Raw genomic sequence first — 26,362 nt, 5'->3', positions numbered from 1 at the left:
GGCGCCCCCGTTGCCGGTTCCGCCGCACCCCGAGCAGCCCCCGATCTGTCCGGCGGTGCCCGGCGGCCCCGACCCCTTCGCGCTGGACCAGCCGGCCACCGACGCCGCCCGCGCGCACGCCCTGTTCGCCACCGGACGCGAACCGGTCGGTGAACCGGCCCTCTGGCAGGACGCGGTGCGTCGGGCCGCCGCCCGCCCCGGCTCCGGCCTGACCGCCTCCACACGCGCGGTGTACGCCACGCTCGCCGACGCGGTCGGCCGCACCCCGGGCCACCTGGTGCGCGCGGCCGCGGCCTGGCGAGGGGGCGAGAACGCCAGGTCGAACGGCGGCGCGGTGGGCCGTTCGGCCCTTGTTGGCACCCGGACGCGATGGCTTCACTGATCCCGCGGCCCCGCCTGTGCGGGGACGGACGGGATCGCCATGCGGCGGGAGGTGACCGGCAAGATGATCGCGGCGGTAGGACACGCCGACCTGACTCCACGAGCGCTGAGACTGGTGGAGGCCGAACTGCGGGCACGGCTGGAGCGGGCAGACGCCCGGACGACCGGGCTGGTGCGCGCGGGTGCGGGGGTGCCGCCGGCCTTTGGGCGGGCGGTGCGGGCGGCGGGACGGGAACTGGTCGTGATCGTTCCCACGCAGGGGATGGTGCCCGCGCTGCTGCCGGCACGGGATCGCCTCGTGGTCGGCGAGTTGCTGTCCCGCGCCCGCCTGGTGCGCCTCCTGGCCTACGACCCGGCCGACCGGGACGCGTGCGTCGGCGCGGACGAGCTGATGATCGCGGGGTGCCGACAGCTGCTGGCCGTCTGGGACGGCTCCCCCTCCGACGGACGGGACGCCACCGCGCACCTGGTGGCCTACGCCCGCGCGCACGGCGTACCGACGGAAGTGGTGTGGCCGGAGGGCGCAGAGCGGTACCCGACTCCCGCGCCATGGGCCCCGGCCGGCGGCAGGCGTCCGCGCGGCGCCGGCCCCGCACCGACCACCGCGGCCCCCTGGACCGCCCCGGACACCAGTGAGGCGGGAACCCCTCGATGACCGGCGCCACCACGACCACGCACCACCTCACCACCGGGGCTCCGGAGCCCGGCCGGGGGCACGGGATCACGGCGGCCGGCACGAGCGGCGCCTCACGCGCCTTCGCCTGGCTGCTGATCGTCTCCGGCGCCCTCGGCATCCTCGCCTCCTTCGTGATCACGCTCGACAAGCTGCAGCTGCTGACGGACCCGAACTTCTCGCCGTCCTGCAACATCAGCCCGGTCCTGTCCTGCACGAACGTGATGAAGAGCCACCAGGCGACCGTGTTCGGCTTCCCCAATCCGCTGCTCGGCCTGCTCACCTACCCGGTGGTCGTCGCCGTCGGATGCGCGCTGCTGGCCGGTGCCCGCTTCCGCCGCTGGTTCTGGCTCGGCCTGAACGCCGGCACGGTGTTCGGCGCGGGCTTCTGCATGTGGCTGATGACCCAGGCGCTGTACGAGATCGGCGCGCTGTGCCTGTGGTGCTGCCTGGCCTGGGCGACGACCATCGCCATGTTCTGGTACACCACCGTGCACAACCTCCGGCACGGAGTCGTCCGCGCGCCCCGGGCGGTGGTCGCCGGCGTGCAGGAGTTCCACTGGGTGGTCCCGGTCACCTGGTACCTGAGCATCGTGCTGCTGATCGCCACCCGCTTCTGGGGCTACTGGCAGACGCTGCTGTGAAGCCGACTGTTGCTTCGCCGACGGGACCAAGAGGGGTCGTTGGACCCTGACCGCCGGGCCTCGCAGGGACCGTTCGGCCCTATCGGGACCCCGTACCCCATTGCCGATCATGTGGCGACACAGACTGCAAAGGGAGGACACCGTCCGGTGGACGAGGTACAGATACAGCAGGCGACGACCGTGGACCAGCGGACGGTCAGCACCAGGGCCGGGCGGTCGGCGGGCCGTCCGGCGTGGGTGGAGTGGCTGACGACCACCGACCACAAGAAGATCGGGACGATGTATCTCGTCACCGCGTTCGCGTTCTTCGTCGTCGGTGGTGTGCTGGCCCTGCTGATGCGCGCCGAACTCGCCCGCCCCGGGCTGCAGATCATGTCGAACGAGCAGTTCAACCAGGCGTTCACCATGCACGGCTCGATCATGCTGCTGATGTTCGCCATGCCGCTCTTCACCGGCTTCGCCAACTGGATCATGCCACTGCAGATCGGCGCACCGGACGTGGCCTTCCCGCGCCTCAACATGCTCGCCTACTGGCTGTTCCTGTTCGGCTCGTCGATCGCGGCGTTCGGCTTCCTCACCCCGGGCGGGGCCGCCGACTTCGGCTGGTTCCTGTACGCGCCGCTGTCGGACGCCGTGCACTCGCCCGGACTCGGCGCCGACCTGTGGATCATGGGCGTGGCGCTGTCCGGTTTCGGCAGCATCCTCGGCGCGGTCAACTTCATCACCACGATCATCTGCATGCGTGCCCCGGGCATGACCATGTTCCGCATGCCGATCTTCACCTGGAACGTGCTGCTGACCGGCGTACTGGTCCTGATCATCTTCCCGGTCCTGGCCGCGGCCCTGTTCGCGCTGGAGTGCGACCGCAAGTTCGGCAGCCATGTCTTCGACGCGGCCAACGGCGGCGCGCTGCTGTGGCAGCACCTGTTCTGGTTCTTCGGCCATCCCGAGGTGTATGTCCTCGCCCTGCCGTTCTTCGGGATCGTCTCCGAGGTCATCCCGGTCTTCTCCCGCAAGCCGATGTTCGGCTACATGGGCCTCATCGGCGCCACGGTCGCCATCGCCGGCCTGTCCGTGACGGTGTGGGCCCACCACATGTACGTCACAGGCGGCGTACTCCTCCCGTTCTTCTCCTTCATGACCTTCCTGATCGCGGTCCCGACCGGGGTGAAGTTCTTCAACTGGATCGGCACCATGTGGAAGGGATCGCTCTCCTTCGAGACTCCGATGCTCTGGGCCACCGGCTTCCTGATCACCTTCGTCTTCGGCGGCCTGACCGGCGTGATCCTGGCGGCACCGCCGATGGACTTCCACCTCTCCGACTCGTACTTCGTCGTCGCGCACTTCCACTACACGGTCTTCGGCACGGTCGTGTACGCGATGTTCGCCGGCTTCCACTTCTGGTGGCCGAAGTTCACCGGCAAGATGCTCGACGAACGCCTCGGAAAGATCACCTTCTGGACGCTCACGGTCGGCTTCCACACCACCTTCCTGGTCCAGCACTGGCTGGGCGTCGAGGGCATGCCGCGCCGCTACGCCGACTACCTCGCGGCCGACGGCTTCACCGCCCTCAACACCCTGTCCACCATCGGCTCGTTCCTGCTCGGCCTGTCGATCCTGCCGTTCTTCTACAACGTCTGGAAGACCGCCAAGTACGGCCAGAAGGTCGAGACCGACGACCCCTGGGGCTACGGCCGCTCGCTGGAGTGGGCGACCTCCTGCCCGCCGCCGCGGCACAACTTCGTCACCCTGCCCCGGATCCGCTCCGAGTCCCCGGCGTTCGACCTGCACCACCCGGAGATCGCCGCGGCCGCCGAGGCGGTGAGCTGAGTCATGTCCTTCGTCGTCCCGGCGCTGGGCACCGGCGCGGTGACCGCCGCCGGCTGTGTCTGGTACGTACCGGCCCTCGTCGATCTGCGGGCCGGAGCCGACCGGCCGCTCTCCCGCCGCACCGGGGCGGCGGCCTGCCTGAGCGGCTGGGGAACGGGCGGAGTGATCGCCGTCCTGCTGCTCGTGGCCGACGTGTTGTGGGTACCGGCCGTCGCGGCCGTCGCGGGCGCGTCCGTCACCCTCGGCCTGCGGCTGCGGGCCGGTGCGCAGCGCCGACAGGAGGGGCGGGAGATCGCCCAGGACTGGGCGATGCTGCCCGCCGTCCCGCGCGGGCACGGCCACGGCAGCGGCGCTTCCCGCTACGTCTTCGCCGTCCTCGTGGGCTCGGGGCTGGGAGGCGCCGTGGCCGCGGCGCTCTACCTGATGAGCGCCGGGTCCGGGCGCGGCGCGGGCAGACCGGCGGCGGTCCTCGTCCCCGCCGCGGTGGTCGGTCTGTTCCTCACCCTCGCACTCACGCTTGCGCGCGCGGTCCGCCGTCGCCCCCGTACCGAGTCCCGGCCCCTCGCCCGGTGACCGGTCCGCGGCCAAGGCGCCGGCCGGGGCAGCGCGGCGGCCGCGAGGGTCTCCTGGCCCCGGCCGGTGGTCCGCAGCAGCCCTGGACCAGAACTCGGCGCCGGGCAGGTCGTGTTCGGCCACGCAGCCGACGGACGTCAGACCTCCTCGGCCGACACGGCGACGGGCGTCCCGAACCACCTCGCCCAGCGCGAGATCCCTCGCCCGAAGTCCTTGCGAACACGGTGCAGTCGACCCGCTGATCCCCAGATCCCCAGATCCCCAGATCCCCGACAGAGTCGGCGTCCGGGGATCGGTCCGGGCCCCCTTCTGGTTGTCGGTTACGACCGTGCGCCGCGCGTCCGTACGACGGCGAACGCGGCCGCCGCCAGGCCCAGGACGCCGACGACCAGGCCCGCGACGCCGAGGCCGCGGGCGGTGGAGTCGCCGGAGTCGGCGGCGGTGGCCGTCGCCTTGGTGCCGGTCGTGGCGGCCGGCGCGGACGAGGCCGCGGCCTGGTCGCCCGCCGCGGTCAGCTTGAGCGTCGGCGCCGGGTTCTCCGGCTCGTCGTCGCCGCTCTGCGCCTGCTCGATCCAGCGGACGACCTTGCCGTCGGAGTAGGTCTGCAGGGTCTTGAAGGTGAGCTGGTCGGTGTCCTCGGGCAGCTGCCCGAAGGCGACGTCGAAGTCCTCGAACTGGCCGGCGCCGATCTTGCCGCCCGTCCAGGTGATCTCGGAGGCGGCCTCCGTGATGGTGCCGTCGTCGGTCTTCACCGGCGTCTTGAGCTTGGTGGTGGTCACCTTGGCGGTCCAGCCGTCGTGCGGGGTGACGAGGACGCCCAGGACCGGGTGGTCGGTGGGCAGGTAGACCTGGACCTTGGTGGTGGCGGCGGTGTCCTCCTCGTTGGGCACGCGGAAGGTCAGCAGGCCGTCGGTGGCGCCCTTGGCGTAGCTCTCCGGGTGGACGGTGACGTGCGCGGCGGCGGCGCCGGCGGCGACGAGCACCGAAGCGGCGGTGAGCGCGGTGACGGTGGCGGCGCGGCGGAGGGTCAGTCGGGTGGTGGACATGATGAGTCGATCTCCGTACGGGTGAAGTCCGGCAGCGGGTCCGCAGAGGGTCCTGCGGGTCAGGCGGGGTACGGGACCGGGTTCGGGGGGCCGCGCCGGCTCACCGCGTGCCGCAGCGCGAGCAGCGGCCGGGGCCGTATCGGGCCGGCCGGGGCCAGGCGGGGTCCGCCGGCCGGGGCGGCCAGCGGGGCGTCCTGCCACCAGGCGGCCAGGCCGGGGACGAGGGCGGCGGTGCGCCGCAGCAGCGACCAGAGCGCGGCCTCACCGCGGCGCAGCCACCAGGCGGCGACGAGCGCGGCGAGGACATGGGCGAGGGTGGCGTGCGCGGTCAGGAGGACGGGGAGGTGCGGGTACTGCGGCCCACCACTCCCCGTACCGCCCATGCCCGCCATGCCGGTCATGCCGGTCATGCCGGTCACGACATGGCCGTGCAGGCGCATGGGGGCCACGGTCATGGCGGACGCAGGCGCGGACGCGGGCGCGGGTGCCGGGGTGACCGCGCGGGCCGCGTCGAAGCCGAAGTGCAGACCGGCCTGGGTGAGCAGCATGCCCACGCCGATCTCCGGCAGCCCGCGCTCGCGTCCGGCGAGGGCCCGGCCCAGCGCGAAGACGACCGCGAATCCGGCCGCGTCGGCCCACAGCGGCGGCAGGTCGCCCATGGCGAGCCCGTGCCCGGCGGCGGCCAGGAGCACGCACACCGCGGCGAACACCGCGGCGCGCAGGCTCCGTACCGCCGGTGACGCACTCATGGTGAGCGATCCTCCCACGCTGGGGGGATACGCGGAGCGCGGACGCCCCGTTCACTCATGGCTGGGGTCTTCCCGTGCGGCGGTCACGGTTCGCTGTGGCACGAGGACGGGCGGAGCCCGTCTCCGCCCGCGCGACGCCTGGAGCCGGCGAGTGCCGCGAGGATCAGGCCTCGGCGGCGAACGCCACGAACTCCGTCCAGCCCTCCCGGCACACCGCGAAGTGCGGCCGGGACACGTCCTTGGAGTCCCGTACGCAGACGGCCTGTGCGGTGACAGCGACCTCGATGCAGCTGTCTCCCTGGCTGCCGCTGTGGCTGGACTTGAACCAGGCGAGTTCCGTCGTGCTCATAGTTCTCCTCGCAGTCGCTCCAACAGGCCCCGCGATTCTTCGGGGTTCAGTGCCTGCGAGCGCAGTGTGTCATAGCGCTGCTGGAGAAGGCTCACCTCTTTCACGTCACCGATCAGCCGCCCGTTCTGCTGCCCTTCCGAGTAGGCGAAGCGCCGCCCGTCCGGCGTCTCCAGGAGCTGCACCGGTCCGTCCAGACACGCGTGCAGCCCCGCTTCCAGGGGCACGATCTGCAGCGTCACGTTGCGCAGCGCGGCCCGCTCCAGCACGTGGTCGTACATCTCGCGCATCCGCTCCGCGCCGCCGAAGCGCCGCAGGAACACGTGCTCCTCGACGATGAAGCTGAACGGCACCGTCGGCCGCTCGTACAGCATGCGCTGCCGCTTCATCCGTACGTCGAGCAGGTTCTCCAGCCCCTCGTCGGTGACCACCGGAATGGTGCCGTCGAACACGGCCCGCGCGTATCCCTCCGACTGCAGCAGCCCCGGCACCAGCCTGCACTCGTACGTGCACAGGCTGACCGCGATCCGCTCCAGCCGGGCCCACCGCCGGAACCAGACCGCCAGCCCCCGGTCGCCGCGGGTCAGGAACTGGGCCGCCTTCCGTAACGCCCCGGTGTTGCCGAGCACCTCCTCGGCCCGCTCCACCAACGCCCGGTCCGGCATCCGCCTGCCCAACTCCACCGACGCCACCGTGTGTTTGGAGTACCGCACCAGCTCGGCGAACTCGGACCTGCTGTACCCGGCGTGCTCCCGCAGGGCATGGACGACGGCCCCGAAGGTCCGCAGGCTGTCGGAGGGATCGGGCTCGCGCTCCACCGCCTCGCAGCCCGTCAGGTCCTCGCCCTCACTCTCGTCCACACCGTTCGTCATACGCGGCCACCTCCAGGTACGTGCGCACTCCGCTCCCCGCGCTCAGCCGCCCAGAGTGGCGGCAGGATCCGCGTACCGTCTACGGATTGCCCTCGTACGCCGACGCAGCGTACGCACCGCACCCCCGGAAGGGTGCGCGGCCGTCGCTCACCTGCACGACGGTCGAACGTGCGGTGGGCGCGGTACTCCCCTCGTCCGCGCCCACCGCGGTGTGTGTCAGGCCGCCCGGCGGGCCTGTCCCCGGTGGTCGCGGATGATGTCCGCGTAGCGGTGGCCGCTGCCCTTGATCGTGCGGACCTGGGTGCGGTAGTCGACGTGGACCAGCCCGAAGCGCTTGGCGTAGCCGTACGCCCACTCGAAGTTGTCCAGCAGCGACCAGGCGAAGTAGCCGGCCAGCGGGGCCCCCTTGCGGGCCGCCGAGGCGCAGGCCGCGAGGTGACCGACCAGGTAGGCCTGGCGCTCGGGGTCGTCGATCGTGCCGTCGGGGCGGACCACGTCGGGGTAGGCGGAGCCGTTCTCGGTGACGTAGAGCTTGCGGGCGCCGTACTCCTCGGTCAGGCGCAGCAGCAGCGTCTCGATGCCGCTCGCGTCGATCTCCCAGTCCATGCCGGTGCGCGGGACGTCGGGCCGGTGGACCGAACGGGCGTAGGGCGCGGGGCCGTCGGGGTCGTTCGCCACGTACGCCGGGAAGTAGTAGTTCAGGCCCAGCCAGTCGAGCGGGGTCGCGATGGTCTCCAGGTCGCCGGGGCGCTCCGGGAGTTCGACGCCGTAGGTCTCGACCATGTCGGCCGGGAAGCCGCGGCCGTGCACCGGGTCCAGCCACCAGCGGTTGACGTGCCCGTCGTGGCGGCGGACGGCGGCCGCGTCCTCGGGGCGGTCGGTGGCGGCGAACACCGTGGACAGGTTGTTGACGATGCCGACCTCGGCGCCGGGCGCGGCGGCGCGGATCGCCTGGGCGGCCAGGCCGTGGCCGAGGAGCAGGTGGTAGGAGGCGCGGACGGCGGCCGTCAGGTCCCTCCAGCCGGGGGCCATCGTGCCTTCCAGGTGGCCGATCCAGGCGGAGCAGGACGGCTCGTTGAGGGTGGTCCAGTGGTGCACGCGGTCGCCGAGGCGTTCGGCGACGACGGAGGCGTACGCGGCGAAGTGCTCGGCGGTCGCCCGCTCGGGCCAGCCGCCGCGGTCCTGGAGGGCCTGCGGCAGGTCCCAGTGGTAGAGGGTGACCGACGGGGTGATGCCGGCCGCCAGCAGGGTGTCGATCAACTCGTCGTAGAAGTCCAGGCCCCTGGCGTTGACCGGGCCGTCCCCGCCGGGCCGCACACGTGGCCAGGCGACCGACAACCGGTAGGCGTTCGTGCCCAGTTGCCGCATCAGGTCGATGTCCTCGCGCCAGCGGTGGTAGTGGTCGCAGGCGACATCCCCGTTGTCGTCGCCCGCGATCTTGCCCGGGGTGTGCGAGAAGGTGTCCCAGATGGAGGGCGCACGGCCGTCCTCGGCGACGGCTCCCTCGATCTGGTACGCCGCTGTTGCCGTGCCCCACAGGAAGTCGTGCGGGAGGGCGGCGAGGTCGATGGTCACGAAATTCCCTTCGGAACAGGGTGGGTTCACTTGACGGCGCCGGCGGTCAGCCCGGCGACGAGGTAGCGCTGGAGCAGCAGGAAGCCGGCCACGACGGGGACGCTGACCACGAGCGAGGCGGCCATGATCTGGTTCCAGTACACGTCGTTGAGCGTCGAGTAGCCCTGGAGGCCGACGGCCAGGGTGCGGGTGGTGTCGTTGGTCATCACCGACGCGAAGAGCACCTCGCCCCAGGCGGTCATGAAGGCGTAGACGGCGACCGCGACGATGCCGGGGATCGCGGCGGGGACGACGATCCGCAGCAGCGCGCCGAGCGGCCCGCAGCCGTCCACCAGTGCCGCCTCGTCCAGGTCCCGCGGGACCGAGTCGAAGTACCCGATCAGCATCCAGATCGAGAACGGCAGCGAGAAGGTCAGGTAGGTGAGGATCAGGCCGCCGCGGGAGCCGAACAGGGCGATGCCGGTGGCGTTGCCGATGTTGACGTACAGGAGGAACAGCGGCAGCAGGAAGAGGATGCCCGGGAACATCTGCGTGGACAGCACGGTGACCGTGAAGACCCGCTTGCCGCGGAACTCGTAGCGGCTGACGGCGTAGGCGGCGAACACCGCGACGACGACCGAGCAGACCGTCGCCGCGACCGACACGATCAGCGAGTTCACGAAGTACGTCGCGAGCGGGACCGTCGACCAGATGTCGATGTACGGGCGGATCGTCAGCCCGCTCGGCAGCCAGCGGAACTTGCCGGTGACGTCCGAGAGGGGCTTGAGCGAGCTGGAGACCATCACATACACGGGGATCAGCACGAACCCGGTGAGCAGCGTGAGGAAGATCCGCCGGGACCAGAGGAAGGAACGCGGCGGGGCCATGGGCGAGCTGGGACTAGACATCCGAGGTCCTCCGTCCGCGCGAGGTGAGCACCAGGTACCCGCCGGTCACCACCAGAAGGAAGAGCAGCAGGAGCACGGACATGGCGGAGCCGGTGCCGAAGTTCCAGGTGACGAAGGAGGCCTGGTAGATGTGGACCGAGATGAGGTCGGCGGCCTCCGGCGCGGACTTCCCGAACAGCACGTACGGCGTGTTGAAGTCGTTGAACGTCCACAGGAACAGGACCAGGACCAGCACCTGGTTGACCGGGCGCAGCGACGGCAGGGTGATCCGGCGGATCTGCTGCCACAGGCCGGCGCCGTCCAGGGCGGCCGCCTCGTACAGCTCCCGCGGGATGTTCTGGAGGCCGGCCATCACGATGAGGAAGGCGAACGGCCAGCCCTTCCACACCGACACGGTGAGCAGCGCGTAGAAGCTGTTGTCGCCGATCAGCCAGAAGGACGGCTTCTCGGTGAGGTGCAGCTGGTCGTGCAGGACGTGGTTCACCAGGCCGTTGTCGTGCTGGAACATGAACACCCAGGTGATGACGGCCGCGTAGACCGGCAGCGCGTACGGCACCAGGAACAGGGCGCGCAGCAGGCCACGGCCCCTGAAGGTGTCCTGCATGAACACGGCGGCCGCGGTGCCGATCAGCCAGCACAGGCCGACCGAGAGCAGGGTGAAGCCGACGGTCACGAAGAACGAGTGCAGCAGGGCCTTGCCGATCGGGGCGTCGAACTCGACCGACAGCTTGTAGTTGCCGAATCCCGCCCAGGGGGCGGTGGTCCAGTCGCGGATGTAGAACTGGGTGAGCTCCTTGAAGCTCATCACGACACCGATGACCATCGGGACGAGATGGACGAGGAGTTCGAGCAGCAGGGCGGGCAGGAGCAGCAGGTAGGGCAGTCCGATCCGGCGGATCCGCCCGGGACGGCGGCCCGAGCCGCCCGCCGTCCCGGGGGAGTTCGCACGCACCGGCTCGTGTACGGCGGTGGTGGTGGTCGTCATGGTGCTCAGGCCGCCGGCATCTGCTGCTGGGCCTTCGCCAGCTCGGCCTTGACGGAGTCGGTGGTGATGGCGTGCCCGGCGGCGGCCTCGGCGAACAGGTTCTTGACCGCCGTACCGACCGTGGTCTCGAACTGCGACTCCGAGGCCACCTGGGGCAGGGCCGCGGCACTGGTGGCGAGGGTGTTCTTCAGCACCGAGTTGGCCGGGGTGTTGAAGGCCGCGTCCTCCTGGGCGGTCTTGACCGGCGGGATGGAGCTGTAGGCGGTGTTGAGGATCTTCTGCTCGTCGTCGCTGGTCATGAACTTCACGAACTTGGTGGCGCCGTCGAGGTTCTTGGTGTTCTTGAAGACGGCCATGTTGATGCCGGCGACCATCGAGTTGACCTGGGCGCCGGTGCCGGGGGTGCCGGACTGCACGGGCACCGGGGCGATGCCGTAGTCGCTGTCGCTCATGCCCTGCGACTTGAGGTTGGCGGACGCCGACTGCCACAGCAGCATGGCCTGCTTGCCCTTGGCGAAGTCGCTGACCGACTGGTTCTGCGCGTACTCGGCGTCACCGGTCGGGATGACCTTGTCCTTGGCCATCAGGTCGACGTACTGCTTGACCGCGGCCACGATGTTGTCGTTGGTGAAGTCGGGCTTGCCGTCGGAGGTGAAGAAGTCGGCGCCGTGCTGCTTGGCGAAGACGAAGACGTGGTGGATGTTCTCCGAGACGTTGCCGCCCTCGGCACCGAGGACCGACTTGCCCTTCGCCCATATCTTCTTGCCGTCGGCGATCAACTCGTCCCAGGTGACCGGGGGCTTGGCGATACCGGCGTCCGCGAAGATCTTCTTGTTGTAGTAGAGCGCGTAGGCCATCGAGTACAGCGGTACGGCCGCCGGGTCCTTGCCCGCGGCGCCGGTGGAGCCGAGCGCGGAGTCGACGAACCGGTCCCTGCCGCCGATCTTGGCGAAGTTCTTCGCGTCCCAGGGCAGCAGCGCGCCGGTCGCCTGCAGCGAGGCGCTCCAGGTGTTGCCGATGTTCAGCACGTCGGGGCCCTGGCCCGAGGTGGTCGCGGTCAGGATCCGGTTGAGCAGGTCCGACCAGGGCACGACCTCCAGCTTGACCTTGATGCCGGTCTGCTTCTGGAACTTGTCGAGCTCCGGCTGGAGGACCTTCTTGTCGACCTCGATGCTGGCGCCCTGGTTCGAGGCCCAGTAGGTGAGCGTCTTCGGGGAGTCGTCGGACCCGCCCCCGGTGGACGAACCGCCACCGCAGGCCGTGGCCGCGAGGGCGAGGGACAGGGTGACGGCGCCTACGGCCGCGGCTCGGATGCTGCGCATGGCTCCAGCTGTGCCTTTCCGGGAGTCGATAACCCCGAGAGGGCTTCGCGAAGGCCCCTGCGCCCGCGCGGTGCGGACACCTGGACCGACGTTCGGCTGCCGAAGCCCCTCACGGCTTAATTTAGGACGTGAGTTAATCCCCCGGCGCCTGGCGCGTCAAGGGATCCGGCACGGGTGTCGGCGCAGGCGGGCCGCAGAACAGCCGGTTCCGGCGCGGGGGTGCGCGGGTGCCGACGGCGTGACCTGGGCCGACGCGGGGTGACCTGCGCGGAGGAGGCGCGGACGGCGTTCCGCAACGGTTGTGTTTCGACGGGCGGTGAGGGTCGGGGAGTCTCCCCCCTGCCCCCACCTCCGCGTCCCCGAGCAGTCCCCCGCGGCCGTGTCACCGAGCAGTCTCCCGCCGCCGTGCCACCGAGCTGTCACCGCGGCCGGGGCCGGGGCGTAGCCGGTCGGGCGGCTGGTGAAGGTGGCGCGGCCCTGGGTGCGGCCGCGCAACCGGGTCGCATGGCCGACTCGCTCCGCGGCTCGACGCCGGCGACCGCGTCGAAGACCGCGATCGCGCCGTCGAGGACGCGCGGGGAACGTTCGACCTCGTCGGCGAAGTAGACGTGGCCCGGCGTGTCGATGAGGTTGACGCGGTGGCCGCGCCAGGCGCAGCTGACGGCCGCGGCGAAGATGGTGATGCCGCGGTCGCGTTCCTGGGGGTCGAAATCGGTGACGGTGGTGCCCTCGTGGACCTCGCCGCGTTGGTGGATGGTGCCGGTGGCGAAGAGGATGCGTTCCGTGACGGTGGTTTTCCCGCCGTCGACGTGGGCGAGGATGCCCGGATTGCGTACGGCGGCAAGAGCGTTGACGGAGTTCGGGTGGAGTTCGGTGCGCACGGCCCGATGCCTTTCGAATGACGTTCCCGGAATGGCTCCGCAGGGGCAGCGCTATTCCCCGTGCGGCGAAGTTCGTCGATGGTGTCTGACGCAACGTCAAAATCTGTCTGATCACCCGCAGTTGTCTGATCCGATCGCGCGTCACGGAGTCCGGTGCCGACCGCGCAGCGGGCACCGTAGGGACGGGGACACGAGGATCACCTCGTAACGGGAACGGGAAGAGGCGACGGCGGTGCGGTCCCGCATGACCCTCTCCCCTCATATGTCCGAACTCGTCACGGCAAAGCACCTGGCCCGCGTGCCGCGGCTACGGTGCGTGATATCCGACGAATGCAGGGAGCCGCACGGAACACGGCACCCGGTTTTCACGCGGCCACTTCGGCCCCGGCACATCATCACTTCGTGGGACATCTCGACGGGGGCTGAGATCACGGGGGGACGGGAGACCGGGAGGCGCGGGGAGGCGGGCGGGGTGGGCGTCGGTGAGGTTGGCCGGGGGCCGTCGCGCAACTTTCGGCAGATGCCGGTTCGTTCCCTTTTCTCCGTCCCTCGGGGAATGAGGGGACTCGTTGCCCCGGCATTTTCCGGTCATTCATCTGACCGGCTGCGATAACTCGGCGCCACGGGAAGGCGCTTTCCGGCACGGTGGACCGAAGTGGATCGCTTCAGGGCGGAGACCGTCGCAACTCCAGCGATTGGCCGAAAACCAGGCTTTACGGCTCCCACATGGACATCGGGACGCCGATCTCCCGCCCCGGTGCCGCCCGGCCCGGAAAGGACGCCCGGAACGCCCCGGATGCACATCGTCCCGGGTGACGCACGGAACGCGCCTTCCGGTATCACCTCGGCGGGAGTCGATGTGGAACATGTGTGGACATTCGGTGAAGTGCTGCCCGTGGCTGAGAAATTGGGATCCCGCCGCGGCTTCCGGCGGGGCGCGCAATGGCCGGGAAGCGGTTCGTCCCGGTGGCCGGTGGACGCTCCAGCACTGCACGAGCTGGCTTAATCTGATGCGCGAGCAGGCTGAATGGCCCCGGCGAGCGGACGGATTGGAATCGATTGGACACGGAAAAGACGCGGAGAGCGCCATTCGCCGCACTGCGCCCGGGTGCCACGATGCCGGTCGCCGCGCAGGTGCTCATCGCGGGAACGCTCTTCTCCCGCCTCGGTGACACGCTCGCCACCCTGGGCCTGGTGCTGCACGCGGCGGACCGGGGCATCCGCTTCGGGGTGACCGAGGTGATGCTCGCCGAGCTCATCCCCACGGTGCTCGCGGCACCGCTGATCGGCTCCGTGGTGGACCGCTTCAGTGCGCGTGCGGTGTGCCTGTGGGCGCTGCTGGTCCAGGCGCTGGCGCTGGGTGCGGCGACCGCGGTCGGCGGGTTCCACGTGCGGGTGGCCCTGGTCGCGCTGTCGGCGCTGGCCGGCGTGGCCTCGGTGGCCGCCGGGTTCAAGATGCTGCCCGTCGTGGCCGGCGAGGAGCACACGGGCCGGGCGAACAGCCTGCTGACGGCGGGCCTGTCCGTCGCGGGGCTGGTCGGCCCCCCGATGGCGGGCTTCCTGAACTCCCTGTGGGGCACTCCCGCGCTCCTCGCCGTGGACGCGGCGTCCTTCCTCGTGCTCGCCGGCTGCACCATGCTGGCGGTGCCCGGCACCGTGGACGTGGCGATCGGCCGCCGCCCCGCCACCAGGCTGGCGGACGGCTACCGGGCACTGCGTGACGCGCCGGTGGTGGGCACGCTGATGCCGGCGCTGGCGGCGGCGATGCTGGCCACCAGCATCGAGAACGTCGCCGGCGTCTACTACCTGCGGGACGTCGTCAACGGCAACGACACCGTGTTCGGCCTCTTCCTGGCGACCTGGGCCCTCGGCTCCGTCCCGGGCGCCCTGCTCGCGGGGCGCGTGGGCTGGTCGGACCGGCACATCCTGCTGATCGTCGGCGGCATCCTGGGCATAGGCCTGGGCCTGCTCCTCACCGGTCTGATCCCGGTGGCCGCGGTGATCTTCCCGCTGTTCCTGATCGCGGGCTTCGGCAACGGCGCCTGCAACGTCGGTCTGCGCAACGCGGTGCACGCACGCGTGCCGGCCGAGGTGCACGGCAGCGCCTGGGCCTGCTTCCAGGCGCTGTCCCGCAGCTGCATCGGCATCGGCTACCTGCTCGGCACACCCAACAGCGTGGTCTCCAGCCAGGGACAGGTGATCATCTCCGGTGTCATCCCGCTGGCGGCCATGGCCTGGGCGGCCCTGGTCACCGTCCGCCGCGGCGATCCCACCGTGACCGAACCCTCCCCCTGACCGGCCGACCGGCTCGTCGGCCACCGGTGCCGACCCGGCCGACTCCAGGCCGGATGCCCCCGAGGAGACCCGTTGGTCTAGTCCTCTTGACGGAGGGGGCTTGTCGGCGGTTTGGTATGTACCAAATCCCGGCCCACCCCACCACGCCCCCAAGGGGCCTTCCGAAAGGGCCACTGTCATGCACCTGGCAAGATTGGCGGCCTCCGCGTGTGCGCTGGCGCTCGCGGCCACCGGCGTCACCGTCGCACTGGCCCCGGCCGGCAACGCCGCGGCGAGCAGCGTCTACTCCGTGGCTCCCTACGTCGACATGTCGAACAGTCAGGAAGGCCTGCTCGACACCGCCGTCACCGGGCACCGGCTCAAGGCCTACACGGCGGCCTTCGTGCTCGGCGAGGGCTGCACCCAGATCTGGGGCGACACGCTCCCGATAGGCAACGACTCCTACACCGACCCCGAGATCGCCAGAGCGAAGGCCGAGGGCGCCTCCGTCATCGTCTCCTCCGGCGGCGCGAGCGGTGAGCCGCTCGCCTGGACGTGCTCCACCCAGAGCAGCATCGACGCCGGATACCAGGCCATCATCGACGACTACGGCGTCACCCAGCTCGACTTCGACGTCGAGGGTGCCGCTGTCGCGGACACCGCCGCCGCGGCCCGCCAGATGCAGGCGATGAAGGACCTCAAGGCCGCCAACCCGAACCTTCGGTTCTCCATGACCCTGCCGGTGCTGACGAGCGGGCTCACGAACGACGGCGTCAACATCCTCAAGGCCGCCAAGAACGCGGGCATCAGGATCGACGTGGTCAACATCATGACCATGGACTACTACGCGGGCACCGGCACCGAGATGGGCCAGGCCGCTCTCGCCGCGGCCAGGGCCACCCTGGGGCAGATGCAGTCCGTCGATTCCGGCTACGGCTACGCCGACCTCGGCATCACCCCGATGATCGGCAAGAACGACGACGGGTCCACCTTCACCCTCGCGGACGCCCAGACGGTCGAGAGCTTCGCCGCACAGAACGGCGTCGGACGACTGGCGTTCTGGTCCGCCAACCGGGACCAGCCGTGCGGCGGCAGCGCCAACTCGCTGTCCACGTGCAGCGAGATCAGCCAGAACCCGCTCGCCTTCACCGACGCGTTCGTGCCCTACGAGGGCGGCTCCGGCGGCGGAGGCACGACCACCGACTTCTCGCTGTCCCTGTCGCCGGGTTCCGCCTCGGTCGCCCGCGGCGGTTCGGCGACCGCGACCGTCGCCACCGCCGTCACCTCCGGCAGCGCCGAGTCCGTCACCCTCGCCGCCTCCGGCGCCCCCTCGGGCGTCAGCGTCTCCTTCAGTCCCGGCTCCGTGACGTCCGGCGGCAGTTCGACGCTGACGGCGACGGTCGGCTCGTCCGTGGCCGCGGGCACCTACCCGATCACCGTCACCGGCACGGCCGCGAGCGGCAGCCACAGCGCCATCTACTCGCTCACGGTCACGTCCTCCGGCGGTGGCGGCGGTGGCTCGCCGGCCAACCCGGGCTTCGAGACCGGCAGCCTGAGCCCCTGGACCTGCACGGGCGGCAGCACGGTGGTCAGCGGCCCGGTGCACGGCGGCAGCCACAGCCTCCAGGTGGCGCCGACCGCCGGCAGCACGGGCGAGTGCGACCAGAGCGTCACCCTCGCCGCCAACCACAGCTACACGCTCACCGCCTGGGTGCAGGGACCGTACGCCTACCTCGGTGTCAGCGGCGGGGCCACCGCCAGCACCTGGTCCAGCAGCGGCAGCTGGAACCAGCTCTCGGTCAGCTTCACCACCGGCAGCAGCGGATCGGTCACCGTCTACGTCCACGGCTGGTACGGCCAGTCGGACGTCTACGCCGACGACTTCACCCTCGCCTGAGGGCTCGACGGTCCCGGCCACGCGCACCCCGGCGGCGACGCCGGGGCGCGCCTCGCTCCGGCCCGGACGACGAGCCACCGCAGCCATATTGACTTGCACGCGTCACCCCTGCTTGCCTGGACGCCCCACCCCCATTGGTCTGCACCAGTTGTGCGGCCCGTTTTTGAATCGATTCATACACGGACCATGAAAGCCCTGTTGCCCGGATGAAACGTTCCAGTCACGCGAGACCGAGGAGAAGCATCCCGTGAAAGCCGCCTTCCGTATCGCGCTCGTCGTCGGCCTCGGCCTGGCCCTCGGCGGCGTGGCACCCTTCGAGTCCCCGCCCCGGGCGACGGCGGCCACCGCGGCCGTCACCACCCCCGGCGACCAGTACGACCTCGCCCCGTCCTCCCGGACACTCGCGCCGGTCTCGGTGTACCGGACCGCCGGCTCGGTGAGTGGCCCCACCCGTGTGCTGTCGCACCAGTCCACCCGGCTGAACGGCAACGGCTCCGCCGTGACCCTGGACTTCGGCAAGGAGGTCGGCGGCATCGTCACCCTCGGCTTCTCCGGCGCGAGCGGGGCCGGGCAGCGCGTGGGGCTGGCCTTCAGCGAGTCGTCGCTGTACGTCGGCACCGGCAGCGACAACTCGGGCGGCGGCACGGACGGCGCGATCTACGCGACGGTCGACGGCGCCGGCGCCGGCAGCTACACGATGCCCGCCGACAAGCTGCGCGGCGGCTTCCGGTATCTGACGCTCTTCCTGGACTCCGGTGGCTGGGTGGACGTCAACGGCGTCTCGCTCGCCTTCTCGGCCGCCCCAGGAGCCTCGAACCCGGCCGCCTACCCGAACTACTTCTTCTCCGACGACCCCCTGCTCAACCGCATCTGGTACGCGGGCGCCTACACCGTCCAGATGGACACCATCGACCCGGCGCAGGGCCGGGTGTGGCCGCTGCCCTCCTCCGGGTGGGAGAACAACGGCGTGGTGGGGGTGGGCAGCGAGGTCCTGACCGACGGTGCCAAACGCGACCGCTCCGTGTGGCCCGGAGACATGGGCATCTCCCTGCCCACGGCCTACGTGAGCACCGACGACATGACCGCCGCCCGCAACTCGCTGACCACCGTGTACCGGATGCAGCAGGCGTCGGGCGAACTCCCCTGGGCGGGACCGGAGTTCAACTTCTTCGGTTCCGACACCTACCACATGTGGACGCTGCTCGGCACCTACACCTACTACCTGGACACCGCCGACCGGACCTGGCTCGACGGCGTCTGGGCGCAGTACAAGCGCGGTGTCGACTTCATCACCGCCAAGGTCGACGGGAACGGCCTGCTCGACGTCACCGGCACCCTGGACTGGGCCCGCACCGGCCAGGGCGGGGAGAACATCGCGGCCAACGCGATGCTCTACCGGGTCCTGACCACCGGCGCGTCGCTGGCCCGCACCGAGGGCGACAGCACACTGGCGGCGGGTTACGGCAACCAGGCCGCGGCACTCAGAACGCAGATCAACTCCCGCCTCTGGGACGCGTCCACCGGCGCCTACCAGGACAACCCCACCAGCAGCGTCCACCCGCAGGACGGCAACTCCCTCGCCGTCTGGTACGGCGTGCCCTCCTCCGCCGCGCAGGCCGACAGCGTGACCGCCTATCTGCGCACCCGCTGGGGCAGCCGCGGCTCGCAGACCCCGGAGTGGAACAACAACGTCTCGCCGTTCACCGGCTCCATGGAGGTCTACGCGCACCTCGCCGCGGGTGACGACACCAACGCGCTGAACCTCATCCGGACCGAGTGGGGCTTCATGCTCGACTCGCCGATCGGCACCGGCAGCACATTCTGGGAGGGGTATTCGAACCAGGGGGACGTCGGCCCCTACGGCGGCGCCTACACCAGCATGGCGCACGGCTGGTCCACCGGTCCGACCGGCGCGCTCACCTCCGACGTCCTGGGCATCCAGCCGACCGGCGCGGGCGGGACCTCCTACCAGGTGGTTCCGCACCCCGGCGACCTCACCCACGTCGAGGGCACCCTCACCGTGGCCGCCGGAAAGACCGTCCACGTCAGCTACGACCACCCCGCCGACGGCAGCTTCACCCTGCAGGTCGACACTGGCTCCGACACCGGCTCCACCGGGGTGATCGCCGTGCCCAGGTTCGGCCAGAACCACACCGTCACCGTCAACGGCAGCACCGCCTGGAACGGCACCGCCTTCACCGGCGCCACCGGCATCGCGAGCGCGGACCAGGACGCCCGCTACATCTACTTCCGCGGTGTACGACCCGGCTCGTACACCGTCGCCTATCCGACCACGGGCACCGTGTCGCCCACCGAGCGCACCGCGCTGCCCGGCACCTGGGCGCAGTGCGCGCTGGAGAACGGCACCTGCGCCGTGTCCGGCACGAAGACCCTCGCCTTCGGCGCCCAGGGCCGGTTCAGGTACCTCACCGCGACCGGCGACACCGCCTGCACGAACACGGCGTTCGGCGACGACCCGATCAGCGGTATGGCCAAGGCGTGTTACGTCCAGTCGCCGCCGCCCACGACCGACGTGTGGGCCCCCTGCGCCACCGAGGGCGGCACCTGCTCGTACGCCGGTGTGATGACCGTCGCCTACGGCGCGAACGGCACGTACACCTATGCCACCGTGCCCAGCACCGCCTGCAGCAACGCGGCCTTCCCCGACCCCACCCCCGGCACCGCCAAGTCCTGTTACGTGACGGCCCCGCCGCCCACGTTCACCACGTGGACCGCCTGCGCAGCGGAGAACGGGAGTTGTTCGTTCACCGGCACCCACGAGGTGGCCTACGGGGCCGACGGCCGCTACTCCTACGGCAGCTTCACCGGCGGCACCCCGTGCACCAACACGGTCTTCGGCGACCCGGCGTCCGGGACGGCCAAGAACTGCTGGGTCCAGTAGGGGCACGCGACCACCAGGGCCGGTTCCCGGGCACACGCCCCGGGAACCGGCCCTGTTCCGTGCGAAGTTACTGGCCGAAGCCGTAGGCGAACAGGTGGTCGGTGCCTGTCGAGCCGGTCACCGGCAGCGTCACGGACGCCACCTGCTTGGACGGATCCAGCGGGACCTTGGTGGCGAAGACGTAGGTCTTCACGCCGTCCCGGCCCCCGCTCCCGGTGTTCCGGTAGGCGGTGGTGAGAGCCGTCGTGTCACTCGGCAGCGGCTTGCTCGGTCCGCCGTTGAGCGTCCAGTCCGAGAAACCGACCGTCGCCTGGGAGGTGGTGCCGTCGGTGTAGGTGACGGTCAGCGTCCCCGAGACCCCGCTGCCGTCGGTCGGCGCGTTGACCGCCGCGCCGAGCAGGCCCAGCGACGACCCCGAGGTGCCGGCCGGCATGGGGAGGGTCTGGCCGGCCATCTCCAGGTTGTCGAGCTGACCGGACGTCACCGTGGGCCAGGTGTAGGAGATGCCGTCGACCGTGAGGGTGGAGCCGCTCGTGACGCCCGCCGCCGACAGCGCGTTCTGCGAGTAGGCCCAGCCGCCGCCGTCGAAGCCGCCCGAGTACGTGGTGCCGTCCGGGTAGATGCCCTCGTTGGTGGCGTACGGCCAGAGCGCGCCGGGCTTGGCGACGGCCACACGGAGGGTCGCCCCGGACAGTGCCGTGCCGGTGCCGTGGTCGGTCAGGGCGAAGGTGACCGCGTACGTACCCTCGGTCGTGCCCGCCGTCACGTGGACCTTGGCCTCGGCGCGGCCCGAGGCGGGCACGGTGAGCGAGCCGGACGCCGTGTCCAGGGTGACGCCGGAGGGCGCGGTCGCCGTCCAGTCCACCGTGACGGCCTTGCCGCCGAGGTTGGTCAGGTCGAGGGTGGCGTCGTCGCCCTTGCCCGGCTGGAGGACCAGGCCGTTGCTGGGACCGGTGGCCGCCAGCACCCGGCCGCCGCCCGTGGTGTCCGACGGCGGCACCGCCGACGGTCCGGACGCCCAGGAGGTGTTCGGCCGGGTGCCGAGCGTGTAGTCGAGCGTGCCCGCGCCCCTGAGCTGCCGGTAGGTCAGCCAGGAGGTGTTCCAGGCCTTGCCCTTGACGTGCAGGGACTGCACGTACGGCGCGTCGGGCGCGGCCTGCGGCGCGTCGATCCGTACCGTCCTGCCGTTGCCGAGGGCCACCTTGGCGACCGGGAACGCGGGGCTGCCGAGCACCAGGGTGTCCGTGCCCGGGGTCTCCGGGTACATGCCGAGCTCGGACCAGACGTACCAGGAGCTCATGGCGCCGAGGTCGTCGTTGCCGAAGGAGCCGACCGGGGCGTTGAAGTACAGGTTCCGCTGGGCGTCGCGGACGGCCGCCTGGGTCTTCCACGGCTGGCCGGTGTAGTCGTACTCCCAGGGGATCTCGACGCTGGGCTCGTTGCTCAGGTCGGCGTCCGTGCCGCCGGGGCCGGTGATGTCGTCGAGCAGGCTGTCCAGGTAGGCCGAGTACGCCTGGGCGCCGCCGCGGGCCTGGATGAGCTGCTGGAGGTTGAAGGGGACCATGGGGGTGTACTGGGCGGAGGTGCCCTCCACGAAGCCGTTGGAGGTGCCGGGGGTGAAGCCGCCCGCGAACTGGCCGTCCTTGTTCCTGCCGCGCAGGTAGCCGGTCTGCGGGTCGAAGACGTTCATCCAGTCCTGGGCCCGGGTGGCGAACTTCTGGTAGACGGCCGTCTTCCCGAGTGACTTCGCGAAGGCGGCGAGGGCGTAGTCGGCGGAGTCGTACTCCAGCTGGGTGGAGACCGGGCCGTAGAAGTTGCAGCAGTTGTAGTCGTTCTCGTCCAGCGGGAGGTAGCCCTTGGCGTCACGGACCGGTTCGCCGGGGCGGTCGTTGTTCGGGACGGTGGCCTCGTGCTGGAGGGCGGCGAGCGCCTTGGCCGTGTCGAAGCCGGTCGCGCCGAAGGCGTACGCGTCGGTGATGATGCCGGCGGCCGGGTCGCCGACCATCACGTAGCTCTCGCCGTTGTTCGAGGCCCACTTGGGCAGCAGGCCGGTCTGGTCGTAGCCGTTGAGCATGGAGGTGACGACGTCACTGGCGACCTTGGGCTCGACCATCGCCATCAGCTGGGTCTGCGAGCGGTAGGTGTCCCAGCCCGAGTAGTTGGCGTACTGGGCCTTCTGGCCCTTGGCGAGCTTGTGGATCTGGTTGTCCATGCCCATGTACTGGCCGTTGTCGTCGGAGAAGACGTTCGGGTGCAGCAGGGCGTGATACAGCGCGGTGTAGAACTGCGTCCGCTGGTCGGCGGATCCGCCGCCGACCCGGATGGTCCTCAGCACCTTGTTCCAGGCGTCGTGGTTGGCCTTCTCGACGGCGCCGACGTCCCAGTTCCTGATCTCCTTGCCGAGGTTGTCCGCCGCGTTGGCATCGCTCGTGTAGGAGATGCCGACCTTCGCGGTGACCGTGGGGTTCGCGGAGGTGTCGAAGGTGAGGTACATGCCGTTCGCGCCGGTCGTGGGCGGCTGGGCGGCCTTGGCCGTGCCGGACAGCCGGGACGCGGCGCTCTGGTGGACCGTCGGGGCCGGCTTGGCCGGGACGGTGAAGTGCTTCTCCCTCAGCGGCTTCGACGTGGTCTTCCGGGGGGTCTGCCGGACCGTGCCCGCCTTCAGCGACCTGGCGTCGGGGGTGATGGTGCCGCCGACCCAGGTGCCGCTCGCGGCGAACGGCCGGTCGAACTTGATGTCGAAGTGCAGCGTGTAGCGGTTGTTCGCGCCGCAGAAGTGGCCGCTGTCGATCGCGCCGCTGATCTCCTTGCCGTTGACCACCTGGACGCGGGTTCCGTCCACCTGGGTGGCGCCCCCGCTGAGCTTGAACAGCAGGTTCGCCTGCTGTCCCGCCGGGAAGGTGAAGGTGCCGAGACCGGCGCGGGTGGTGTCGGTCAGCTCCGTCCTGACCCCGTTCGCGTCGGTGACCTGGTAGGACCCGACGGCGGCCCGCTCGTCCGCGTGACGGAAACCGACGGAGGTGCTGCCGAGGTTGCCGGAGAGCGCGCCGGTCACCGGCAGGACGGGGAGGTCGCCCGCGACCGGGCAGCCGGGGCCCGAGACATGGGTGAGGCTGAAGCCGGAGATCTTCTTGTCGGCGTACTCGTAGCCGCCGCCGTCGGGGCGGTTCGGTGTGGTGTCGGGGCCCCACTGCACCATGCCGGCCGGCATGTCGGGCCCGGGGAAGGTGTCCACCGCACCGGAGGTGCCGATGAGCGGGTTGACGAGGGACGCGGGATCCGTCACGAGGGCCGGTGCCGCCGTGCTCGCGGCATGGGCGCTCGCGACCCCGGAGAGCGGCAGCGCCGCCATGCCCAGGACGCAGACCACGGCCAGGCGTTGGCGGAATCTCTCTCGGGTGGTGTGTGGTGCGGCTGGACGTCGGGGTCTCACCATCGGTTTCCTCCGCAGCAGTTCGTGCTTCGCACATCAGGTGTCGGCGCGCCGAGAAACACCGGAATGCCGGCGACAGGCAACGAACCGGGTCGCCGCCTCGGCGGCCTGACAACGTTGCCATGCACGAGAGTCGAGTGAAACGCCTGTGCTTGCGGCATGTCAACGAGGCCAACGAAACTTTCCGCGCGCGAAGTTCACGGATGGTCAGATACGGACCCGGGCGGTCGCACCGCGGCCGACCCTTGCGCCCGAGCTCACCTCACACGAGGACGCGAACCCACCCCGAGCACGGAACCGGCCGACCGAACCGCCGGAAACTTGCGGTAGTTACGGATCCCGGCCGAAGGCTCCTTCCGCACCGCACCGCACTGCACCGCACCGCCATCGCCACCGCCACCGCCACCGCGCACGCACGCACGCACGCACCGGCCAGGACACCCGCCGCGACATGGTTCCGCTCGAAGCCGCGCCACACGGGCGCAGACCTCCGCTCGCGTGCGCGCCGACCGCGCGAGGCGGACCCCGAGACCGCGGTGACGCGGCGTGCCGCGCGGGGCGGTGCGGACGGTGAGCGGCCCGGCGCCGCCGAGGAGGCGTGACCGGGTCGCCGTCGCCGGACCGGCAGACCTGCCGCATCCGGCCGAGGAGGCGTGACCGGGTCGCCTACGCCGGACCGGCAGACCTGCCGCATCCGCGCCGAGGCGCGGCCCGCTCGACGGAAGCCGTCACGATGCCGGACAACCGGCCCGGGATTCACAGGAGAGGAAAAAATCCCGAATAGCCGTCACGGCAATCAATTGACCATGACTTACCTCTTCTTGACCGAGCATTTTCTCGAACTTTTTCGAATTCAGAAGTGCGTTGTGTACAGCGACCCTCACTCGCGGCGTACGTTCCGCCACGAGTCGCCGGCCACCCGGTCACTCAACTGGCCTGCTCATACGCGCACTTGACCCTCGACCAGCGAAAGCACCGGATGCGCGACGGCTGGACGATCCGGTCCGGAAGGACGCAGAACAGCTTCCTGTGAGAAAGCTATTCGCTTCCATTGACCTGAACCCGTCAACTCTGCTTTGCTTCTCCGCGTCTGACGACGCATCACCATTCCGATGGCAAGAAGCCGTAGTGCGAACGCTTCTCGCTGCCTTTCCATCAGTCCGGTCCAGGACGAGAGTTCCCCGCGGATCTGCAACACCGTGCGTGAGTTCCCCAACTGCCGAGCACATCGCCCGTGCAGTCACCCGGTGCCGCTCGGGCCTCTCCTCCTGCTCTGCGACTAGACGGGCGTCAACGTCGACGGCCGGAGCGGGCCGGCGGTGATGCGCCTCGCCGACGTTCCATGCACCTCACCTCCGCCGGACCGACGGCGGAGTCCATGCGAAGAAAGGGCCCCATCACCCATGGGCACTCCCCACCTCCGCGGCGCAGCCCGAGCGACCCTGACCGGTCTGGCGTCGTTGTCCCTCGTCACCGCTGCGGCACTCGCCTCCGTACCCCAGGCGACAGCCGCCCCCCAGGCCACGGGTCACACGGTGAGATCCAACCCCTACAGCCCGGCCTACCAGCACTCCTACCGGCACGGTGTCATACCGACCATCCAGCGGAACGCCAAGATGAAGTCCTGGGCGGCCAGCCACCCGGCCGCCGCCGCGGCGACCGGCCCGGAGACGCTGTCCTACGGCGGCGGCATCGACGGCATCGGTGTGCAGAGCGGCCACTCCAAGGTCTACCTGGTCTTCTACGGCTCGCAGTGGGGCACGCAGAGCACCAACAGCAGCGGCGACGCCACGTTCTCCGGCGACCCGGACGGCGCGGCCCCGGTCGCCCAGGAGATGTTCAAGGACATCGGCACCGGGAACGAGCGGTGGTCCGCGGACCTCACCCAGTGGTGTGACGGCCCCAACGTGTCGTCGGGCGCCACCAGTTGCCCGTCCAACGCGAACTTCATCCCGTACCAGAGCGGCGGCGTGCTGTCCGGCGTGTGGTACGACAACTCGGCGGCCTCGCCGAGCGCCGCGACCGGGCACCAGCTCGGCGTCGAGGCCGTCAAGGCGGCCGGACACTTCGGCAACACCACCGCCGCGTCCAACCGTGACGCCTACTACGTCGTCCTCTCGCCGCACAACACCAACCCGGACAGCTACCAGGGCCAGTACTGCGCCTGGCACGACTACAACGGCGACAGCACGCTCACCGGCGGTGCGGTGTCCTCCTCCTACGGGGACATCGCGTTCAGCAACCAGCCGTACAACATGGACTCCGGCTCCGGCTGCGGCGTCGGATTCGTCAACTCGCCCGGCACGCTCGACGGCTGGACCATGACGCTCGGCCACGAATGGCACGAGATGATGTCCGACCAGAACCCGGCCGGCGGCTGGACCAACCACACCGGCAGCTCGTACGACGGCCAGGAGAACTCCGACGAATGCGCCTGGCTCTCGCCCGGCAGCACGGGCGGGGCGGCCAACGTCACCATGGGCACCGGTACCTTCGCCGAGCAGGCCAGCTGGTCCAACGACACCAACAGCTGCGCCATCTCCCACGCGATCGTCGGCGGCGGCAGCAGCGGTGGCGGTGGCGGCACCCTCACCAACGGCACCTTCGAGGCCGGCAGCCTGTCGAGCTGGACCACCAGCGGCAGCGCCTCCGCCACCGCCTCGGCGGCGCACAGCGGCAGCTACGGCGCGCTGGTCGGCTCGACCAGCCCGACGAACGCCTCCTCGGTCTCCCAGTCCTTCACCGCCCCGTCCGGCACCAGCAAGGTCTCCTTCTGGTACGACGTCACCTGCCCGGACACGGTGGCCTACGACTGGGCGACGGCCACCCTCCAGGACACCACTGCCGGCACCACCACGACGCTGCTCGCCAAGACCTGCACCCAGGGTGCGGGCTGGAAGCAGGTCTCCGGCACCGTGACCCCGGGCCACAACTACACGCTCACCCTCACCAACAACGACGACAACTACGCGGGTGACGCGACCTACACCTACTACGACGACGTGACCGTCTCCTGACCTCTCGAACCGTACGGTGGGGGCCACCACGTCCACGAACGGCTTGCCGCTCGCGGCGTCCACGAGCGCCAGCAC

At 70.5% G+C, this 26,362-nt stretch carries 16 protein-coding genes and 3 pseudogenes; 9 read left to right on the top strand and 10 right to left on the bottom strand.

All coding sequences use genetic code 11. The features are described 5' to 3' along the window. Window positions 1–4: 4 nt before the first annotated feature. From AB0M11_RS25760 to AB0M11_RS25740, 5 genes and pseudogenes are all read left to right on the top strand, one after another. Window positions 5–301: pseudogene (locus AB0M11_RS25760) on the top strand (hypothetical protein); the annotation flags it as partial. A 144-nt stretch (window positions 302–445) separates the two neighbouring features. Beyond that, window positions 446–913 (top strand): annotated as a pseudogene (locus AB0M11_RS25755) (hypothetical protein); the annotation flags it as partial. Window positions 914–1,032: 119 nt separating this feature from the next. Continuing rightward, window positions 1,033–1,698 (top strand): vitamin K epoxide reductase family protein, encoded by a 666-nt coding sequence (locus AB0M11_RS25750; protein WP_365709352.1) that lies wholly within the window; start codon window positions 1,033–1,035, stop codon window positions 1,696–1,698. A gap of 237 nt (window positions 1,699–1,935) precedes the next feature. Beyond that, the gene (gene ctaD, locus AB0M11_RS25745; RefSeq protein WP_365709374.1) at window positions 1,936–3,528 is read left to right on the top strand and encodes a cytochrome c oxidase subunit I; all 1,593 of its coding nucleotides are present in this window, start codon (window positions 1,936–1,938) and stop codon (window positions 3,526–3,528) included. Between the two features lie 3 nt (window positions 3,529–3,531). Beyond that, window positions 3,532–4,101 (top strand): hypothetical protein, encoded by a 570-nt coding sequence (locus AB0M11_RS25740; protein ID WP_365709350.1) that lies wholly within the window; start codon window positions 3,532–3,534, stop codon window positions 4,099–4,101. Window positions 4,102–4,421: 320 nt separating this feature from the next. Here the strand turns inward: AB0M11_RS25740 and AB0M11_RS25735 are convergent, their stop codons facing one another. The 9 genes and pseudogenes from AB0M11_RS25735 to AB0M11_RS25695 all read right to left on the bottom strand — a co-directional run. Beyond that, the gene (locus tag AB0M11_RS25735; protein WP_365709348.1) at window positions 4,422–5,147 is read right to left on the bottom strand and encodes a YcnI family protein; all 726 of its coding nucleotides are present in this window, start codon (window positions 5,145–5,147) and stop codon (window positions 4,422–4,424) included. A gap of 59 nt (window positions 5,148–5,206) precedes the next feature. Next, window positions 5,207–5,896 (bottom strand): hypothetical protein, encoded by a 690-nt coding sequence (locus AB0M11_RS25730; protein WP_365709346.1) that lies wholly within the window; start codon window positions 5,894–5,896, stop codon window positions 5,207–5,209. A gap of 163 nt (window positions 5,897–6,059) precedes the next feature. Beyond that, entirely contained in the window at window positions 6,060–6,245 is a 186-nt protein-coding gene (locus AB0M11_RS25725; protein ID WP_365709344.1) for a DUF397 domain-containing protein, read from the bottom strand. Then, on the bottom strand, window positions 6,242–7,114 hold the full coding sequence (locus AB0M11_RS25720; protein WP_365709342.1) for a helix-turn-helix transcriptional regulator: 873 nt from the start codon (window positions 7,112–7,114) through the stop codon (window positions 6,242–6,244). The genes AB0M11_RS25725 and AB0M11_RS25720 overlap by 4 nt, the downstream gene beginning before the upstream one ends. 216 nt (window positions 7,115–7,330) lie before the next feature. Then, window positions 7,331–8,689, bottom strand: a complete 1,359-nt coding sequence (locus tag AB0M11_RS25715) for a GH1 family beta-glucosidase (protein WP_365709340.1) — start codon at window positions 8,687–8,689, stop codon at window positions 7,331–7,333. Between the two features lie 26 nt (window positions 8,690–8,715). Next, a complete protein-coding gene (locus AB0M11_RS25710) occupies window positions 8,716–9,576 on the bottom strand; it encodes a carbohydrate ABC transporter permease (RefSeq protein ID WP_365709338.1) in 861 nt (286 codons plus the stop codon). Next, on the bottom strand, window positions 9,569–10,561 hold the full coding sequence (locus tag AB0M11_RS25705) for a sugar ABC transporter permease (protein WP_365709336.1): 993 nt from the start codon (window positions 10,559–10,561) through the stop codon (window positions 9,569–9,571). The genes AB0M11_RS25710 and AB0M11_RS25705 overlap by 8 nt, the downstream gene beginning before the upstream one ends. Window positions 10,562–10,566: 5 nt before the next feature. Then, complete coding sequence (locus AB0M11_RS25700) at window positions 10,567–11,883, bottom strand: sugar ABC transporter substrate-binding protein (RefSeq protein WP_365709334.1); 1,317 nt, start codon at window positions 11,881–11,883, stop codon at window positions 10,567–10,569. A 509-nt stretch (window positions 11,884–12,392) separates the two neighbouring features. Continuing rightward, window positions 12,393–12,764, bottom strand: a pseudogene (locus tag AB0M11_RS25695) (GTP-binding protein); the annotation flags it as partial. Between the two features lie 1,116 nt (window positions 12,765–13,880). Here AB0M11_RS25695 and AB0M11_RS25690 point away from each other — a divergent pair. From AB0M11_RS25690 to AB0M11_RS25680, 3 genes are all read left to right on the top strand, one after another. Then, a complete protein-coding gene (locus AB0M11_RS25690) occupies window positions 13,881–15,059 on the top strand; it encodes an MFS transporter (RefSeq protein ID WP_365709332.1) in 1,179 nt (392 codons plus the stop codon). A gap of 178 nt (window positions 15,060–15,237) precedes the next feature. Beyond that, window positions 15,238–16,935, top strand: a complete 1,698-nt coding sequence (locus tag AB0M11_RS25685) for a carbohydrate binding domain-containing protein (RefSeq protein WP_365709329.1) — start codon at window positions 15,238–15,240, stop codon at window positions 16,933–16,935. 247 nt (window positions 16,936–17,182) lie between these two features. Beyond that, window positions 17,183–19,837, top strand: a complete 2,655-nt coding sequence (locus tag AB0M11_RS25680; RefSeq protein WP_365709327.1) for a trehalase family glycosidase — start codon at window positions 17,183–17,185, stop codon at window positions 19,835–19,837. Window positions 19,838–19,904: 67 nt separating this feature from the next. Here the strand turns inward: AB0M11_RS25680 and AB0M11_RS25675 are convergent, their stop codons facing one another. Next, window positions 19,905–23,207 carry a lectin gene (locus AB0M11_RS25675; RefSeq protein WP_365709325.1) on the bottom strand — a complete coding sequence of 1,101 codons (3,303 nt, stop codon included), beginning with the start codon at window positions 23,205–23,207 and terminating at the stop codon, window positions 19,905–19,907. A gap of 1,598 nt (window positions 23,208–24,805) precedes the next feature. Here AB0M11_RS25675 and AB0M11_RS25670 point away from each other — a divergent pair. Continuing rightward, window positions 24,806–26,287 carry a carbohydrate binding domain-containing protein gene (locus AB0M11_RS25670; RefSeq protein WP_365709323.1) on the top strand — a complete coding sequence of 494 codons (1,482 nt, stop codon included), beginning with the start codon at window positions 24,806–24,808 and terminating at the stop codon, window positions 26,285–26,287. The last annotated feature ends 75 nt before the right edge of the window (window positions 26,288–26,362 follow it).

Origin of the sequence: Streptomyces sp. NPDC051987, assembly GCF_040680735.1 — a bacterium.
Classification (GTDB): domain Bacteria; phylum Actinomycetota; class Actinomycetes; order Streptomycetales; family Streptomycetaceae; genus Streptomyces.
This window is presented reverse-complemented; position numbering and strand designations above follow the sequence as displayed.

Bases quoted from the DNA above. Each gene is read 5' to 3' on its own strand.
- AB0M11_RS25750 (WP_365709352.1), top strand. From the start codon at position 1,033: ATGACCGGCGCCACCACGACCACGCACCACCTCACCACCGGGGCTCCG.
- AB0M11_RS25740 (WP_365709350.1), top strand. From the start codon at position 3,532: ATGTCCTTCGTCGTCCCGGCGCTGGGCACCGGCGCGGTGACCGCCGCC.
- AB0M11_RS25735 (WP_365709348.1), bottom strand. From the start codon at position 5,147: ATGTCCACCACCCGACTGACCCTCCGCCGCGCCGCCACCGTCACCGCG.
- AB0M11_RS25730 (WP_365709346.1), bottom strand. From the start codon at position 5,896: ATGAGTGCGTCACCGGCGGTACGGAGCCTGCGCGCCGCGGTGTTCGCC.
- AB0M11_RS25725 (WP_365709344.1), bottom strand. From the start codon at position 6,245: ATGAGCACGACGGAACTCGCCTGGTTCAAGTCCAGCCACAGCGGCAGC.
- AB0M11_RS25720 (WP_365709342.1), bottom strand. From the start codon at position 7,114: ATGACGAACGGTGTGGACGAGAGTGAGGGCGAGGACCTGACGGGCTGC.
- AB0M11_RS25710 (WP_365709338.1), bottom strand. From the start codon at position 9,576: ATGTCTAGTCCCAGCTCGCCCATGGCCCCGCCGCGTTCCTTCCTCTGG.
- AB0M11_RS25705 (WP_365709336.1), bottom strand. From the start codon at position 10,561: ATGACGACCACCACCACCGCCGTACACGAGCCGGTGCGTGCGAACTCC.
- AB0M11_RS25700 (WP_365709334.1), bottom strand. From the start codon at position 11,883: ATGCGCAGCATCCGAGCCGCGGCCGTAGGCGCCGTCACCCTGTCCCTC.
- AB0M11_RS25690 (WP_365709332.1), top strand. From the start codon at position 13,881: ATGCCGGTCGCCGCGCAGGTGCTCATCGCGGGAACGCTCTTCTCCCGC.
- AB0M11_RS25685 (WP_365709329.1), top strand. From the start codon at position 15,238: ATGCACCTGGCAAGATTGGCGGCCTCCGCGTGTGCGCTGGCGCTCGCG.